13 protein-coding genes and 4 tRNA genes are annotated in these 15,315 nt (G+C 58.4%); 6 read left to right on the top strand and 11 right to left on the bottom strand.

Annotated features, from left to right (window positions below; translation table 11 throughout):
• Nucleotides 1–101: 101 nt before the first annotated feature.
• The 7 genes from clpX to CKW32_RS06495 form a co-directional block, all read right to left on the bottom strand.
• The gene (clpX, locus tag CKW32_RS06525) at nucleotides 102–1,385 is read right to left on the bottom strand and encodes an ATP-dependent Clp protease ATP-binding subunit ClpX (RefSeq protein WP_003238279.1); all 1,284 of its coding nucleotides are present in this window, start codon (nucleotides 1,383–1,385) and stop codon (nucleotides 102–104) included.
• Between the two features lie 112 nt (nucleotides 1,386–1,497).
• A complete protein-coding gene (gene clpP / locus CKW32_RS06520) occupies nucleotides 1,498–2,133 on the bottom strand; it encodes an ATP-dependent Clp endopeptidase proteolytic subunit ClpP (RefSeq protein WP_003174822.1) in 636 nt (211 codons plus the stop codon).
• 91 nt (nucleotides 2,134–2,224) lie between these two features.
• Complete coding sequence (gene tig, locus CKW32_RS06515; RefSeq protein WP_095184383.1) at nucleotides 2,225–3,535, bottom strand: trigger factor; 1,311 nt, start codon at nucleotides 3,533–3,535, stop codon at nucleotides 2,225–2,227.
• 601 nt (nucleotides 3,536–4,136) lie between these two features.
• A tRNA-His gene (locus tag CKW32_RS06510) sits at nucleotides 4,137–4,212 on the bottom strand.
• 76 nt (nucleotides 4,213–4,288) lie between these two features.
• Nucleotides 4,289–4,373: transfer RNA gene (locus tag CKW32_RS06505), tRNA-Leu, on the bottom strand.
• Between the two features lie 57 nt (nucleotides 4,374–4,430).
• Nucleotides 4,431–4,506: transfer RNA gene (locus CKW32_RS06500), tRNA-His, on the bottom strand.
• A 32-nt stretch (nucleotides 4,507–4,538) separates the two neighbouring features.
• Nucleotides 4,539–4,615, bottom strand: a tRNA-Arg gene (locus CKW32_RS06495).
• 275 nt (nucleotides 4,616–4,890) lie between these two features.
• On the opposite strand from CKW32_RS06495, the gene folD reads away from it, so the two are divergent.
• Together folD and pbpG are read left to right on the top strand one after the other, a co-directional pair.
• Complete coding sequence (folD, locus tag CKW32_RS06490; protein WP_095184382.1) at nucleotides 4,891–5,745, top strand: bifunctional methylenetetrahydrofolate dehydrogenase/methenyltetrahydrofolate cyclohydrolase FolD; 855 nt, start codon at nucleotides 4,891–4,893, stop codon at nucleotides 5,743–5,745.
• A gap of 207 nt (nucleotides 5,746–5,952) precedes the next feature.
• Nucleotides 5,953–6,876 (top strand): D-alanyl-D-alanine endopeptidase, encoded by a 924-nt coding sequence (pbpG, locus tag CKW32_RS06485; protein ID WP_032890050.1) that lies wholly within the window; start codon nucleotides 5,953–5,955, stop codon nucleotides 6,874–6,876.
• A gap of 19 nt (nucleotides 6,877–6,895) precedes the next feature.
• Here pbpG and CKW32_RS06480 read toward each other — a convergent pair whose 3' ends face one another.
• A complete protein-coding gene (locus CKW32_RS06480; protein WP_095184381.1) occupies nucleotides 6,896–7,558 on the bottom strand; it encodes a C39 family peptidase in 663 nt (220 codons plus the stop codon).
• Between the two features lie 211 nt (nucleotides 7,559–7,769).
• On the opposite strand from CKW32_RS06480, the gene CKW32_RS28270 reads away from it, so the two are divergent.
• Nucleotides 7,770–7,922, top strand: a complete 153-nt coding sequence (locus CKW32_RS28270; protein ID WP_163034900.1) for a hypothetical protein — start codon at nucleotides 7,770–7,772, stop codon at nucleotides 7,920–7,922.
• Here CKW32_RS28270 and CKW32_RS06475 read toward each other — a convergent pair.
• Entirely contained in the window at nucleotides 7,919–8,329 is a 411-nt protein-coding gene (locus CKW32_RS06475) for a hypothetical protein (protein ID WP_095184380.1), read from the bottom strand. The two genes, CKW32_RS28270 and CKW32_RS06475, sit on opposite strands and share 4 nt — an antisense overlap.
• A gap of 194 nt (nucleotides 8,330–8,523) precedes the next feature.
• Here CKW32_RS06475 and CKW32_RS06470 point away from each other — a divergent pair, with 194 nt between their 5' ends.
• From CKW32_RS06470 to CKW32_RS06460, 3 genes are read left to right on the top strand one after another with little or no spacing between them, the layout of a single operon-like run.
• Complete coding sequence (locus CKW32_RS06470; protein ID WP_095184379.1) at nucleotides 8,524–11,745, top strand: efflux RND transporter permease subunit; 3,222 nt, start codon at nucleotides 8,524–8,526, stop codon at nucleotides 11,743–11,745.
• Nucleotides 11,735–12,901 (top strand): efflux RND transporter periplasmic adaptor subunit, encoded by a 1,167-nt coding sequence (locus tag CKW32_RS06465; RefSeq protein WP_095184378.1) that lies wholly within the window; start codon nucleotides 11,735–11,737, stop codon nucleotides 12,899–12,901. Before CKW32_RS06470 ends, CKW32_RS06465 begins: the two co-directional genes overlap by 11 nt.
• Nucleotides 12,902–12,908: 7 nt before the next feature.
• Nucleotides 12,909–14,327, top strand: coding sequence for an efflux transporter outer membrane subunit (locus CKW32_RS06460; protein ID WP_095184377.1), 1,419 nt, complete (start codon nucleotides 12,909–12,911; stop codon nucleotides 14,325–14,327).
• A gap of 97 nt (nucleotides 14,328–14,424) precedes the next feature.
• Here CKW32_RS06460 and CKW32_RS06455 read toward each other — a convergent pair whose 3' ends face one another.
• Nucleotides 14,425–14,877: a hypothetical protein gene (locus tag CKW32_RS06455; protein WP_081797821.1), complete on the bottom strand. Its 453-nt coding sequence runs from the start codon at nucleotides 14,875–14,877 to the stop codon at nucleotides 14,425–14,427.
• The gene (locus CKW32_RS06450; protein ID WP_256226789.1) at nucleotides 14,855–15,238 is read right to left on the bottom strand and encodes a polymorphic toxin type 44 domain-containing protein; all 384 of its coding nucleotides are present in this window, start codon (nucleotides 15,236–15,238) and stop codon (nucleotides 14,855–14,857) included. The genes CKW32_RS06455 and CKW32_RS06450 overlap by 23 nt, the downstream gene beginning before the upstream one ends.
• Nucleotides 15,239–15,315 lie beyond the last annotated feature (77 nt).

Raw genomic sequence — 15,315 nt, 5'->3', positions numbered from 1 at the left:
TATTGCCAGCAGTTAAACGCAGTAAACGCTTCAAGATAAAAGTCGCACAAAAAACAAAGGGGCCCTAGGGGCCCCTTGTTTGTACCGAAACTGCGAAACGCTTACGCGTCTGGCGCAGCTTTGGCAGTCGGCTCACTGTTCTCGTAGATATACAGCGGCTTGGACTTACCTTCTATAACGCTTTCGTCGATCACCACTTTACTCACCTCAGACTGCGAGGGAATTTCGTACATGGTGTCGAGCAACACGCCTTCAAGGATAGAACGCAGACCACGTGCACCGGTCTTGCGCTCCAGCGCCCGCTTGGCTACCGACTTGAGGGCATCAGTACGGAACTCAAGGTCCACACCTTCCATCTCAAACAGCTTGGCGTACTGCTTGGTCAGGGCATTTTTCGGCTCGGTGAGGATCTGAATCAGAGCAGCCTCATCCAACTCGTCCAATGTTGCCAGGACCGGCAAACGGCCAACGAATTCCGGGATCAGACCGAACTTGACCAGATCGTCAGGCTCAACCTCACGCAGGGACTCGCCCACCTTCTTGCCTTCTTCCTTGCTGCGCACTTCTGCACTGAAACCGATACCGCCCCGGGTGGAACGTTGCTGAATAACTTTTTCCAGCCCAGAGAACGCACCGCCACAGATGAACAGGATGTTGCGCGTATCAACCTGAAGGAATTCCTGCTGCGGGTGCTTGCGGCCGCCTTGTGGCGGTACGGAAGCAACCGTGCCTTCAATCAGCTTCAACAGAGCCTGCTGCACGCCCTCACCAGAAACGTCCCTGGTGATCGACGGGTTGTCAGACTTGCGCGAGATCTTGTCGATTTCGTCGATATAGACAATACCCATCTGGGCCTTCTCTACGTCGTAATCGCACTTCTGCAGCAGTTTCTGAATGATGTTCTCGACGTCCTCACCCACGTAGCCAGCCTCAGTGAGGGTGGTAGCGTCGGCGATGGTGAACGGAACATTCAGCAGACGAGCGAGGGTTTCTGCAAGCAGGGTTTTACCCGAGCCTGTAGGACCGATCAGCAAGATGTTGCTCTTGCCGAGTTCGACTTCGTCGCCTTTCTTGTCACGCTGGTTCAGACGCTTGTAGTGGTTGTACACCGCTACGGCCAGAACCTTCTTTGCACGCTCTTGACCAATCACATATTGATCAAGGATGCCGCTGATTTCTTTAGGCGAAGGCAGTTTATGCGCGCTGCTCTCGGCCTGTGCTTCCTGCACCTCCTCGCGGATGATGTCATTGCACAGGTCGACGCACTCGTCGCAGATAAACACCGAGGGGCCGGCAATCAACTTGCGTACTTCATGCTGGCTTTTGCCACAGAAGGAGCAATAGAGCAGCTTGCCGTTGTCCTCGCCGTTGCGGGTGTCAGTCATTCGTTCGATCCAAATCCGATAGGCTTGCAACACAAGATGAAGGCTTATGCGGGCTTTTTCAAGCCCGCCGATGATCGGACACGCCGACCAGCCCTATTTTGAGCGGCTTATATTAAGCGGGGCGCTTTTCGATCACTGCATCGATCAACCCGTATTCACGTGCGGCTTCGGCGCTCATGAAGTTGTCGCGGTTGGTGTCGCGCTCGATTTCTTCCAGCGTGTGCCCGCTGTGCTTGGCCATCAGCGTGTTAAGACGTTCGCGGATGAAGAGGATTTCCTTAGCGTGGATTTCGATGTCCGACGCCTGGCCCTGGAAACCGCCCAGTGGCTGGTGAATCATCACACGCGAGTTCGGCAGGCAGTAACGCTTGCCCTCGGCACCCGCCGTCAGCAGGAACGCGCCCATGCTGCAGGCCTGGCCAATGCAGGTCGTCGAGACGTTAGGCTTGATGAACTGCATGGTGTCGTAGATCGACATACCTGCCGTCACCGAACCGCCCGGCGAGTTAATGTAAAGATGGATGTCCTTGTCCGGGTTTTCCGCTTCAAGGAACAGCAGCTGCGCACAGATCAGGTTGGCCATGTAGTCCTCTACCGGGCCCACCAGAAAGATCACTCGCTCCTTGAGCAGGCGCGAGTAGATGTCGTAGGCGCGCTCGCCACGAGCAGACTGCTCGACAACCATCGGGACCAAGCCGCCTGCGGCCTGGATATCAGAGTTCTGCTGAATATAGGAATTACGGAACATGCTCTGCAGTTACTCCCAAATAGTCATGTCTTGAAAACGCATAAGCCAGCGCGAGGCTGGCTTATGGTTGAATTTCCAACGAGTTGGACAATCAGTCGGCTTGTGCTGCTTCCGCCGGCTTGACTGCTTCTTCGTAAGAGACCGCTTTATCGGTCACCTTAGCCTTCTGCAGAACAGTATCCACAACTTGTTCTTCCAGCACAACCGAACGCACTTCGTTCAGTTGCTGGTCGTTCTTGTAGTACCAAGCCACAACCTGCTCAGGCTCCTGGTAGGCCGAAGCCATTTCCTGGATCATTTCGCGAACGCGATCTTCATCAGGCTTGAGGTCGAACTGCTTGACCACTTCAGCCACGACCAAACCCAGCACAACGCGACGCTTGGCTTGCTCTTCGAACAGCTCGGCAGGCAGTTGGTCAGGCTTGATATTGCCACCAAACTGCTGAACCGCTTGAACGCGCAGGCGATCCACTTCATTGGACAGCAAAGCCTTAGGCACTTCGATCGGGTTGGCAGCCAGCAGACCGTCCATGACCTGATTCTTAACCTTGGACTTGATGGCCTGGCGCAGCTCGCGCTCCATGTTCTTGCGAACTTCGGTGCGGAAGCCTTCGATGCCGGTTTCCTTGATACCAAACTGATTGAAGAACTCTTCGTTCAGCTCTGGCAGCTTAGGCTCGGAAACGCTGTTGACGGTCACGGTGAACTCGGCAGCTTTGCCAGCCAAGTCCAGATTTTGGTAGTCAGCAGGGAAAGTCAGGTGCAGAACACGCTCTTCGCCGGCTTTGGCGCCAACCAGGCCGTCTTCGAAACCAGGAATCATGCGGTTGGAGCCCAGTACCAATTGGGTACCCTTGGCAGAGCCACCAGCGAACACTTCGCCGTCAACCTTGCCAACGAAATCGATGTTCAGCTGGTCTTCGTTCTGGGCGGCACGATCGGCCACTTCGAAACGAGTGTTCTGCTTGCGCAGGATTTCCAGCATGTTGTCCAGGTCGGAATCAGCGACATCAGCGCTCAGGCGCTCGATTTCGATACCGTCGAAACCAGCGACTTCGAACTCTGGGAACACTTCAAATACGGCAACATATTCCAGGTCCTTGCCAGCTTCCAGGGACTTAGGCTCGATCGAAGGCGAGCCAGCTGGGTTCAGCTTTTGCTCAACAACGGCTTCGTAGAAGGAAGCCTGGATCACGTCACCTACAGCTTCTTGACGCGCATCAGCACCAAAACGGCGCTTGATTTCGCTCATCGGCACTTTGCCTGGACGGAAACCAGCGATCTTGGCCTTTTGGGCAGTCTGCTGCAGACGCTTGTTGACCGCAGTCTCGATACGCTCTGCCGGCACGGTGATGCTCAGGCGGCGCTCAAGAGCAGTAGTATTTTCAACAGAAACTTGCATGAATATTCCTCGTTGCACAGACGTTAGCCGGCCGTTTCCGACCCCAGAATCAAGGGCATGCATTCTAGAGGGTCAAACTCAAGAAGTCACCCTACTGGAAACGGGTAAAAAAACAGCAGGCCATTTGTAGGTTCAAGTGCACGCGTGCACCTCAGCCCGTTAGCAAATACAGCTCATCACGCCAGGGCTCTGCGCCAACCCTTCTATATATAGAAGGACCAGGAACGCAGCCCCCGGCAGCCAGCCTTGCGAGCAAGACCGGCGACAGGGAAGCAGCATCGAGAAACACAAATACGATGAAGCGCCCCGCCCTTGAAACTCGAAACGCTTAAACGAAAACGGCACAGCCCTTTTCAGGTACTGCGCCGTTATCGCTATTTAATAGCGGTACTGACCTCTCTATAGACGAGCATCAGTCCTACACGTTCAAAACCGGCAACGATTCTAACGCCAAGGCATTGAGAATGCTTGCTTTTTTGACAACCATAATCTCTAGGCGCCTCGCACTACTCGACCGCAACCGCCCACAGAAACAAGACCCGGCTTTTTCCAGATGCAAAAAAAAAGCGCCAGATCATTGATCTGGCGCTTTTTCAAAATATGGGGTGGACGAAGGGGATCGAACCCTCGACAACGGGAGTCACAATCCCGTGCTCTACCAACTGAGCTACGCCCACCATATTGCATTAACAAAGAACTCGAACATCTTCTTTGTTGACCCCACCCAGCCTGACGGCTTTGCGAAGCTTTAATTGGTGCGGATGAAGAGACTCGAACTCTTACGCCTCGCGGCGCTGGAACCTAAATCCAGTGTGTCTACCAATTCCACCACATCCGCGTTTGAAGCTCTTAAAGCAAAGGCGCCAGACAATTAATCTGGCGCCTTTTCAAAATATGGGGTGGACGAAGGGGATCGAACCCTCGACAACGGGAGTCACAATCCCGTGCTCTACCAACTGAGCTACGCCCACCATATAGCGCTACTTGTGCCAAAGCTGCCTAATGGCGCACCCGGCAGGACTCGAACCTGCGACCATCCGCTTAGAAGGCGGATGCTCTATCCAGCTGAGCTACGGGCGCCTTATTAATCTGTACTCTTCGAGGATTACAAACTAAGTGCTTCCAGCCTTGCAGTACAACAATTCTGCTCGACCTTCTTAACCAGTGCTAGGCTGTGCCCGACAAGTGCGACGAATAGTATAGAGGGCCCGGAAACCCGTCAAATCTTTTTTGAAAAAAATTCATTTTATTTAAGGGGTTAGGCCAATTTGCAGACCAAGCGCCTTTGCCCTCACGCCATGGCGTGCGAGAATGCGCGCACTTTTCCTCCCCCTCTCGATGGTTAATCACGCGTAATGACTGCACAACTTATCGACGGCAAATCAATCGCCGCCAGCCTGCGCCAGCAGATCGCCAAACGAGTCACCGAGCGCAGCCAGCAAGGCCTGCGCACGCCTGGCCTCGCGGTGATCCTGGTCGGCAGCGATCCTGCCTCTCAGGTTTATGTCTCGCACAAGCGTAAAGACTGTGAAGAGGTCGGCTTTATATCCAAGGCCTATGACCTGCCTGCCGCCACCACCCAAGAGGCACTCACCGATCTGATCGACGGCCTCAACGACAACCCTGCGATCGACGGCATCCTCCTGCAACTGCCACTGCCCGAGCACTTGGACGCGTCCAAGCTGCTGGAGCGAATCCGCCCGGACAAAGACGTCGACGGCTTCCATCCTTACAATGTCGGCCGCCTGGCCCAGCGCATCCCCCTGCTGCGTCCGTGCACGCCAAAAGGCATCATGACCCTGCTGGAAAGTACCGGTGTCGATCTGTACGGCCTTGATGCAGTTGTGGTCGGCGCGTCCAACATTGTCGGTCGCCCAATGGCCATGGAGCTGCTGCTGGCCGGCTGCACCGTGACCGTTACCCACCGCTTCACCAAGGACCTGGCAGGCCACGTTGGTCGTGCCGACCTCGTTGTCGTAGCCGCCGGCAAGCCGGGCCTGGTCAAGGGTGAGTGGATCAAGGAAGGCGCCATCGTTATCGACGTGGGCATCAACCGTCAGGAAGACGGCAAGCTGGTAGGCGATGTGGTGTACGAGACTGCCCTGCCCCGCGCTGGCTGGATCACCCCGGTGCCAGGCGGCGTCGGCCCGATGACCCGCGCTTGCCTGCTGGAGAACACCCTGTACGCCGCAGAGACCCTGCACGGTTAATAACCAGTCGTACTGAAAAAGCCCTGCCTTATCGCAGGGCTTTTTATTGCCCGAAAAAAACCTGTTTTTTCTTAGTTTTTAAGCACTTTCGTCTGGTTTTAGAAGAACATTCGACACACCATCGTCCATACTCCTAAAATGTAACGGCATTTATCAAAGAAACCGTTACTCAACGGTATTTCCTACTTTTTTAGCGAGTTCATCCGCGTGAAAATTCGTCTTTCTATTGCCAGCCTATTTTTTGCGTTCACAGGCACCTTTGCGCACGCCGCCGAATCCACCCAGGCGCCGCGCGACCCATCCAAACTGCAGATCGCATCCGGCAGCGCCATGCTGGTGGACCTGCAGACCAACAAGGTCATCTACGCCAGCAACCCCGACGTAGTAGTGCCGATTGCGTCGGTGAGCAAGTTGATGACCGGCCTGATCGTGCTTGAAGCCAAGCAGAACATGGATGAGTACATCGACATCAACATCAAAGACACGCCGGAAATGAAAGGCGTGTTCTCCCGCGTAAAAATCGGCAGCGAAATGCCTCGCAAGGAAATGCTGCTGATCGCCCTGATGTCATCGGAAAACCGCGCCGCCGCCAGCCTGGCCCACCACTATCCGGGGGGCTACCCGGCATTTATCGCGGCGATGAACGCCAAGGCCAAGGCGCTGGGCATGACCAACACCCACTATGTTGAACCCACCGGCCTGTCGATCCACAACGTGTCCACCGCCCGCGACCTGAGCAAGCTGTTGGCTGCCGCACGGCACTACCCGCTGCTCAGCCAGTTGAGCACCACGAAGGAAAAGACCGTTGCGTTCCGCAAGCCCAACTACACCCTGGGTTTCTCCAACACTGACCACCTGATCAACCGCGCCAACTGGGATATCAAGTTGACCAAGACCGGCTTCACTAACCAGGCCGGCCATTGCCTGGTACTGGTGACCAGCATGGGTAATCGCCCGGTGTCGCTGGTGATCCTGGATGCGTTCGGCAAGTTCACGCACTTTGCCGATGCCAGCCGTATTCGCAGCTGGGTCGAGACCGGCAAGGGCGGTTCGGTGCCGGACGTGGCATTGCGCTACAAGGCCGACAAAAATCTGAAGAACCGCTCGAATGCGGCGCAAGCCCACCGTTAAAGGGCGCCGCACCACATTTTTATCGGTGTTCTGACAATACTTTAAGCGCCTGGGCCGCCGCCTGCTCCTGCCCGGCTTGGGCCGTCGCATTTGCCGCCTCGCGCCAACGCTGGGCATCCACATTCGCTGGCAACTGGCTCGGACGCTGGGTGAGGATCGCCCAGTGCCCGGCGCTTGCCCACTTCGATTCAAAGTCGCTGAAACTCATCAATAAACGCCGGTCCATGCCCGAGCGCAGCAGAACCGTGCTTTTCTGCTGATTGAAGCCCACCACGACAACATAGTGCGCATCCGACCACAGCCCGCCACCCACCCGCGCCATCACCGGATAACCCGCCGCCACTTGCGCCAGCACGGCCGTCAGTTTGTCATCCAGTGGATACACCATCAGCCCGTACTCACGGGCCAGCACTTGCATGTTGCGTTCCAGGTCCGCTTCGCCGCCCGGCAAACGCAGCGGCTTATCCAGCAAACCCGGTGTCATGACAATGCCTTGTTGCGACAGCATGCTGGCTAACGCCGTAGGACCGCTCTGATAAGCCTCGCTGCGAAAGGTCGGCACACCATTGAGTTCGACGCGCTCCGGCAAGCCCGGCAGTTTCGAAGGATGCCCGGAACAGGCCGCGAGGCCCACGGCGCAGGCCAGCAACAGGGATGATTTAACGTTCGACCGTAACCGCAATTTTTTACTCTCTTGATCAACTGCCGGTAAGGGCCCTGATCATAGGGCGCTCGGCCACGCGGGTATAGCCCAAAGCCAGGGTTTACCGCCTGAGATAGAGCAAACAAGTTGGATGAACACGACCATTGGTCAATAGCAGGCAACCGTCAGGTAGCTAGACTGTCCATTGAGAAGACTGTGTGTGCCCCGTACTGGGCGAAAGGAGGCCTGAATGAGCCTTGCAACGACGATTGTGATGTTGATCTGCGGTTGGCTGGCGGTTGCCGGCGCCATGTTGTGGGGGGTGTTGCGCATTACCCGTCGGCACCATCACCCCCACGTAAAACCTGCCAAGCCCCTAAAGGCAGCGGCACACCACGCCTAGCCAGGCATGCAATTAAAGTCCCGCGTCGCCGCAACTTCCTTGCCGTGGCCATCCTTTAAGGATGCACGCACGGTGGTGCCCAGGCTGGATTCCACCAGCGTGTAGTGCTCACCCGCCTTAAAGGCTTCGTATTCGACCCGGCCTTGGCAATCCCGCTGATTGTCGTCGCCGGGCTCCTCTTCGTACAACGTAACATCCAGGCTGTGAGCCCCCGGTTTCACCTCGAAATAGCGCCCGTCATCCACACGCTTGCCGTCCACGCGCTCAGCCAGCAAGTCATTCGGCGCATCCTCCGTCAGACCAATCCAGGCCTCACTCGGATCCGCTTTAGGGATCGGGCCGGCGCACGCCGACAGCAGCAATACGACACCCAATGCAGGGATCAACAACAGAGGTTTAAGTGACATGGCAGTACTCCAAAAAGACGATATGTCCGATGGGTGACAAGCGTGACCAGCAGCGCTGCCTGGAACAAATGAATCCATATGAAACGATCTTCAGCCCTTACCTAAATGTTCCTTCACCTGGCTGAAAGGCGCGTGTTAGGTGGGTCGGGCAAGACTGCCGGGGTTTGCAATCCTGCTCCCTCGGAGGTTCACGCATGCTCGGGCTGGTAAAGACCGCACTGCAAAAGCCCTACACGTTTATCGTGTTGGCCATATTTATCTGCATCATCGGGCCGATGGCGGCCCTGCGTACTCCCACCGACGTGTTCCCCGATATCGGCATCCCTGTGGTCGCCGTGGTCTGGCAGTACAACGGCCTGTCGCCGGACGCCATGGCGGGCCGCGTGATCTACACCTACGAACGCTCCCTGAGCACCACCGTCAACGACATCGAACATATCGAATCCCAATCCCTGCCAGGGATGGGCATCGTGAAAATCTTCTTCCAACCCGGCGTCGATATCCGCACCGCCAATGCCCAAGTGACCGCCGTGTCACAAACCGTGCTCAAGCAAATGCCGCCGGGCATCACGCCGCCGCTGATCCTCAACTACAGCGCGTCCACTGTGCCGATCCTGCAAATGGCGTTTTCCAGCCCAAGCCTCTCGGAAGCCAAGATCCGCGACCTGGTGCAGAACAACATCCGCCTGCCGTTGAGCGCCCTGCCCGGCCTGGCCATGCCCACACCGATGGGTGGCAAGCAGCGTCAGATCACCCTCGACCTCGACCCGCAAGCGCTGGCTGCCAAAGGCCTGTCGGCCCAGGATGTGGGCAATGCCCTAGCGCTGCAGAATCAGATCATTCCGGTGGGCACTGCCAAGCTCGGCCCCAACGAATACACCATCCTGCTCAACAACAGCACCAAGGCCATCGATGAGCTTAACGACCTGCCGATCAAGACCGTCGACGGCGCGCTGATCACCATCGGCCAGGTTGCCCACGTGCGTGACGGCTCGCCGCCGCAGACCAACATCGTGCGCGTCGACGGTCATCGCGCAGTGCTGATGCCGACGTTGAAAAACGGCAGCATTTCCACCCTGTCGATCATCGACGGTATCCGTGGAATGCTGCCGCGCATCAACGAGACCCTACCACCGTCACTGAAGACCTCGTTGCTGGGCGACGCCTCGGTGTTCGTCAAGCAATCGGTGGGCAGCGTGGCCCAGGAAGGCATCATCGCCGCGCTGCTGACCAGCGCAATGATCCTGCTGTTCCTCGGCAGCTGGCGCTCCACGATCATTATTGCGGCGTCGATTCCTCTGGCAGTGCTCTCAGCGATAGCGCTGCTGGCCGTCAGCGGGCAAACCCTCAACGTCATGACCCTCGGCGGGCTGGCGTTGGCGGTGGGGATCCTGGTGGACGACGCCACGGTGACCATCGAAAACATCAACTGGCACCTGGAACAAGGCAAGGCGGTGAAGACCGCGATCCTCGACGGCGCCGCGCAAATTGTCGGCCCGGCGTTCGTCTCGCTGCTGTGCATCTGCATCGTGTTCGTGCCGATGTTCCTGCTGCAAGGCATTGCCGGTTATCTGTTCCGGCCCATGGCGCTGGCGGTAATCTTTGCCATGGCCAGCTCGTTCATTCTTTCGCGCACCCTGGTGCCGACGCTGGCGATGTTCCTGCTCAAGCCGCATACGCCGGAGCAAGGCGCGGGACATCATCCGGAAGATGAATTCATCAACCACCATGAGGGTGAGCAGCACACGAAACCGCGCACTGCCGCGCTGCAAGCCGTGCTGAATTTCCAGCAAGGGTTCGAGCGCCACTTCTCGAATATCCGCGACACCTACCATGGTTTGCTGACATTGGCCCTGGGTCATCGCAAGCGCTTTATCGTGGGTTTTCTGGCCTGTGTGCTCGCCTCATTCCTGCTATTGCCCAGCCTTGGCCAGGACTTTTTCCCGGCCACGGATGCCGGTGCGTTGGCCCTGCATGTGCGCCTGCCGCTGGGCACGCGCATCGAAGAAAGCGCCGCCGCCTTCGACCGTATCGAAGCGCGGATCCGTGAGGTCATCCCTGCCGAAGAACTGGACACCATTGTCGATAACATTGGCATCCCGCTCAGCGGCATCGACATGGCCTACAGCAGCAGCGGCACCATCGGTCCGCAGGATGGCGACATTCAAGTCAGCCTGAAAAAACACCACGCGCCCACCGCCGACTACGTGAAAAAACTGCGTGAAGCGCTCCCGCAAAGTTTTCCCGGCAGCCACTTCGCGTTCCTGCCGGCGGACATCAGCAGCCAGATCCTCAACTTCGGCGCGCCGGCGCCGCTGGACGTGAAAATCTCCGGGCGCAGCGATGAAGAAAACCGCGCCTATGCCGTCGAGCTGGAACGTCGCCTGCAACACGTGCCCGGCATCGCCGACCTGCGCATACAGCAGTCAACCGGCTACCCGTCGCTGCAGGTGAATGTCGACCGCCTGCGCGCCAACGGCCTGGGCATTACCGAGCGCGACGTGACCAACAGCATGGTTGCCTCCCTCGCCGGCAGCTCGCAAACCGCGCCGACCTTCTGGCTCAACCCGGCCAACGGCGTGTCCTATTCCATCGTCGCCGCCACCCCGCAATACCGCCTCGACAGCCTTCCGTCACTGGAAGCGCTGCCCGTCACCGGCGCCAACGGGCAGTCGCAGATCCTCGGCGGTGTGGCAACCATCTCCCGTGTGCAAAGCCCGGCGGTGGTGACCCACTACAACATCGAACCGACCCTGGACCTGTACGCCAACGTGCAAGGCCGCGACCTCGGCGGCGTGGCCCGCGACGTGCAAAAGGTGCTGGATGACACCGCGTCCATGCGCCCAAAAGGCGCGACGATCAGCCTGCACGGGCAGATCGACGCGCTGCATGAAGCCTTCAGCGGCTTGAGCTTCGGCCTGCTTGGCGCGGTGGTGCTGATCTACCTGCTGATCGTGGTCAACTTCCAATCGTGGGCCGACCCGTTTGTGATCATCACTGCGTTGCCAGCGGCGTTAGCGGGGATCGTGTGGATGCTGTTCCTCAGCGGCACCTCATTGTCGGTGCCGGCGCTCACCGGAGCCATCTTGTGCATGGGCGTAGCCACGGCTAACTCAATCCTGGTGGTGAGCTTCTGCCGTGAGCGCCTGGCCGAACATGGTGATGCGCTCAAGGCCGCGCTGGAGGCCGGTTACACGCGCTTCCGCCCGGTGTGCATGACGGCCCTGGCGATGATCATCGGCATGTTGCCCCTGGCGCTGTCCGAGGAGCAAAACGCGCCGCTGGGCCGTGCGGTGATCGGTGGTTTGATCTTCGCCACCATCGCCACCCTGTTGTTTGTTCCCGTGGTCTTCAGCCTGGTCCACGGGCGTCACCCTAGTCGCGCAGTTGCAGGAGAAACCCCACATGTCGTCTGATCACAAACCCTCGCGCAAGCGCCTGATGTTCATGGGTGTCGGCGGACTGACCGTGGCTGCCCTGTTGGTCGCCAACGGCTTGCATGCCCGCACGCTGCACGAGCAATCGGTCTCCGCCTGGACAGAGACCGCCGCCATCCCGCAAGTGATGGTGTTTCAACCCAAGCAGAATGTGGCCGGCGATACCTTGCGCCTGCCGGCGCACCTTGAGGCGTGGAGCAAGGCGCCGATCCACGCCCGGGTCAGCGGTTATTTGAAGGACTGGACAGTCGACATCGGCCGCCAGGTCAAGGCCGGGCAAGTCCTCGCCGAAATCGACAGCCCCGACCTCGACCAGCAACTGGCGCAAGCCCATGCACGCTTGGTGCAGGAACAGGCCAATGCGCGCCTCGCTGCAACCACCGCAACCCGATGGCAAAACCTGCTGGCGAGCCACTCCGTATCGCGCCAGGAAGCCGATGAAAAAACCTCCAACGCCGCAGCCGCCAAAGCCAATGCCCAGGCTGCTGCTGCCGACTATGCGCGGCTGTCCGCACTGGAAGGCTACAAGACGATTCGCGCGCCGTTCGCCGGCACCATCACGGCGCGCAACACCGATATCGGCCAATTGATCAAGGCCGACACCGACAGCGACCCGGAGTTGTTCAGCATCGCGGATACGCACCAGCTGCGGCTTTATGTACCCGTGCCACAGAACTACGCGGCAGTGATTCACCCCGGCCTGGAAGCCCGGCTCACCGTGCCCGAACACCCTGGCGAGCACTTCAAGGCACGGCTGATCGGCGACTCCACTGCCATCGACCGCCGCTCCGGCACCCTGCTCGCGCAGTTCGTGGTCGACAATCCCGACGACGCGCTACTGCCAGGTGATTACGCCGAAGCCACGCTGCCGATTCCGGCCGACACCCATGGTGTGAGCATCCCGGCCAGCGCGTTGATCTTTCGCGCCCAAGGCACCCAGGTCGCGGTACTGGATGGGCAGAACCATGTGCACCTGCAAGCCATCCATATCGGCCTCGACCTGGGCGAACGTCTGGTAATCGACCAGGGTCTGAAACCTGCCGACCGCGTGGTCGACAACCCGCCCGACGCTCTGCGCGAAGGCGACGCTGTGCAACTGGCCGACGCCGGAGGTGCGCATGCGCGTAAGGCTTAAGGTGCGCATGCGCACAGGGCTTAAACCACTCGCTGCATTGACGCTGCTGGTATTGCAAGGTTGCTCGATGGCGCCGAGCTACAAGGTGCCGTCTATTGACCTGCCAGCCAACTACCGCGAACAGACCAGCGACGGCAACTGGCACAGCGCGCAGCCGTCCGACCAACTGGCTCCCGAATGGTGGAAGCTCTACAACGATTCGCGCCTGAATGACCTGCAACAGCAATTGCTCAAGGCCAACCCGGACTTGGCTGCAGCGCTGGCGCACTTCGATGCGTCCCAAGCCTATGCCAGTCAGTTACATGCCGGGCTGTTCCCGCAGATTACCGCCAGCGCACAACCGTTGCGCCAGCGCCAATCTGACTCGCGGCCGCTACGGGGGGAGACGCAGCCGTCGGTGTACAACAGCAACACCGCCGGTTTTTCATTGAGTTACGACCTGGACCTGTGGGGCAAAATTCGCAATCAGGTCGCGGCCGGTGACGCCCAGGCGCAAGCGTCCGGGGATGACCTGGCGGTGGCGCGCCTGAGTTTGCAGCGTCAGTTGGCGACCTTGTACGTGCAGCTCAATGGGCTGGATGCACAGAGCCGGATTCTTACTGGCTCGCTGGAGGATTTCAGCCAGGCACTGCAACTGACCCGCAGCCGTTATGAGGGCCAGATAGCCTCGGAGCTGGACCTGACCCGTGCGCAAAATCAACTGGCGCAGGCCAGGGCGCAATTGGATGAGGTACGCGGGCAACGCAACCTCACCGAGCACGCCATCGGTGAATTGGTGGGTGTGGCAGCCAGCGACTTTACGCTGCCGCCCGGCCAGCAACTGATCGCCCTGCCAGGGGTTCCCTCGCAGCTGCCAAGCCACCTGCTGCAACGTCGCCCGGACATTGCGGCGGCAGAACGCCGGGTGTTTGCGGCCAACGCGAATATCGGCGTAGCCAAGGCGGCGTGGTATCCGGACTTCAGCTTGACCGGGCTGATCGGCGGGCAAACGCAGGGCGTGGGGAATTTGCTCTCGGCGGGTAATCGGTATTGGGCGCTGGGGCCGTTGGTGAACCTGCCGATCTTTGACGGTGGCCGCCTGAATGCCAATGAACGCCAAGCCAAGGCCGAGTTTGAAGAAGCGTCCGCGCAGTACCGCAGCCAGGTACTGAAGGCCGTGCGCGAGGTGGAAGATAACCTCGCGCAACTGCGGGATTTGCAGCAGGAAGCGCAGGATGAGCAAGCCGCGGCGGACGCGGCGCAACACACGCAATCGCTGGCGATGAACAGCTATCAAGCAGGTGCGGTGAGTTACCTGGATGTGGTGACGGCGCAGACGGCGGCGTTGCAAGCGCAACGGACATTGCAGGCGGTGCAGACGCGGCAGCTGCAGGCCAGTGTAGGACTCCTGACGGCACTCGGCGGCGGCTGGCAACCTGGCGCCTGACATCACCTCCAGGCACAGTTCAAGCTAAATCCAGGAGAGAGCTTGCCCCCGATAGAGGTGGCTCAGTCAACCACCACTGACTGAGCCACCGCACATTTCAGCCCTCTGGCCGACTATTAAGAAAAACACTCACCGCTGTGTAATCACTACCATTGGCATGCCGATACAGGGTACTGCTGTGATAGTCGGATACATCCCCCGACACCGAAACCGTAATCGAACGGCTCTCGACATCAACTTTTACCGCCCCGTCACGCGTAACTAGAAACGGATGGGCATCTTTCAATACAGCCAATATTTCACTATCGGTTCCCAAGGTGCGGTAAACGTAATATCGGTAACTGAACGGAACAGTGGCCCCTCCGCGATCATCCTTGACGCCATAGATCGAAGCGTCATCACTGATCGGTACACGGAGTACAACCTCCGTCAATTGCGGACGGCCCGGCGAAAGCAGCCAATCACCAGCGATATACACCAAGCAAAGCGCCAGCAAAATCGTTGTAACCCTTGAGTAAAGCGACTTTCTAGTAGTTCCTGAACCTGGCATAGCTGATTCCTTTCTTGATCCAATATTGGTCGACTGGATCGTCACCGAAAGGCGCATCCCCCCACCAACGACCAAACTCGGGTTTATCCGTACCCGCTCTGGTTTGAGCAAGTCCCGCTGCGCGTAAAAGCACTTCCTCGCTGAAACCCGCCGCAATCCCCACCGCACCATAGTGAAAATTTCCAAACGCTTCATATTCTTTGGAAATTTGCTTGTAGTCCCACGGGCCGCGATTGCGGACCTGAGTATAAAACCAAGAGTACATAAACGCTGAACCGGCTTTCAGTACATTCTTTTTATGAAAAGCGGTGGCCATATTTTCGTCAACAGATACACCAGGCGGGGTTATAGGGTTCGCCATTGCATGCTTCCTCTGCATTAGGTTTTTGCGCGGCAGAACCTAACACCAGATAGCCAAGATGATGAGCGAGGAGAAGA

The sequence above is a fragment of the Pseudomonas sp. Irchel 3H9 genome, from assembly GCF_900187495.1.
GTDB lineage: Bacteria > Pseudomonadota > Gammaproteobacteria > Pseudomonadales > Pseudomonadaceae > Aquipseudomonas > Aquipseudomonas sivasensis.
Note: the sequence above shows the minus strand (reverse complement) of the source record. Positions and strands in the feature narration are given on the sequence as shown.

What these genes read in the sequence shown, in the direction of transcription:
- CKW32_RS06450 (WP_256226789.1), bottom strand. Translation starts at nt 15,238, where the DNA reads ATGGCGAACCCTATAACCCCGCCTGGTGTATCTGTTGACGAAAATATG.
- CKW32_RS06475 (WP_095184380.1), bottom strand. Translation starts at nt 8,329, where the DNA reads ATGTCACTTAAACCTCTGTTGTTGATCCCTGCATTGGGTGTCGTATTG.
- tig (WP_095184383.1), bottom strand. Translation starts at nt 3,535, where the DNA reads ATGCAAGTTTCTGTTGAAAATACTACTGCTCTTGAGCGCCGCCTGAGC.
- CKW32_RS28270 (WP_163034900.1), top strand. Translation starts at nt 7,770, where the DNA reads ATGAGCCTTGCAACGACGATTGTGATGTTGATCTGCGGTTGGCTGGCG.
- folD (WP_095184382.1), top strand. Translation starts at nt 4,891, where the DNA reads ATGACTGCACAACTTATCGACGGCAAATCAATCGCCGCCAGCCTGCGC.
- CKW32_RS06470 (WP_095184379.1), top strand. Translation starts at nt 8,524, where the DNA reads ATGCTCGGGCTGGTAAAGACCGCACTGCAAAAGCCCTACACGTTTATC.
- CKW32_RS06455 (WP_081797821.1), bottom strand. Translation starts at nt 14,877, where the DNA reads ATGCCAGGTTCAGGAACTACTAGAAAGTCGCTTTACTCAAGGGTTACA.
- clpX (WP_003238279.1), bottom strand. Translation starts at nt 1,385, where the DNA reads ATGACTGACACCCGCAACGGCGAGGACAACGGCAAGCTGCTCTATTGC.
- CKW32_RS06460 (WP_095184377.1), top strand. Translation starts at nt 12,909, where the DNA reads ATGCGCACAGGGCTTAAACCACTCGCTGCATTGACGCTGCTGGTATTG.
- clpP (WP_003174822.1), bottom strand. Translation starts at nt 2,133, where the DNA reads ATGTTCCGTAATTCCTATATTCAGCAGAACTCTGATATCCAGGCCGCA.
- CKW32_RS06465 (WP_095184378.1), top strand. Translation starts at nt 11,735, where the DNA reads ATGTCGTCTGATCACAAACCCTCGCGCAAGCGCCTGATGTTCATGGGT.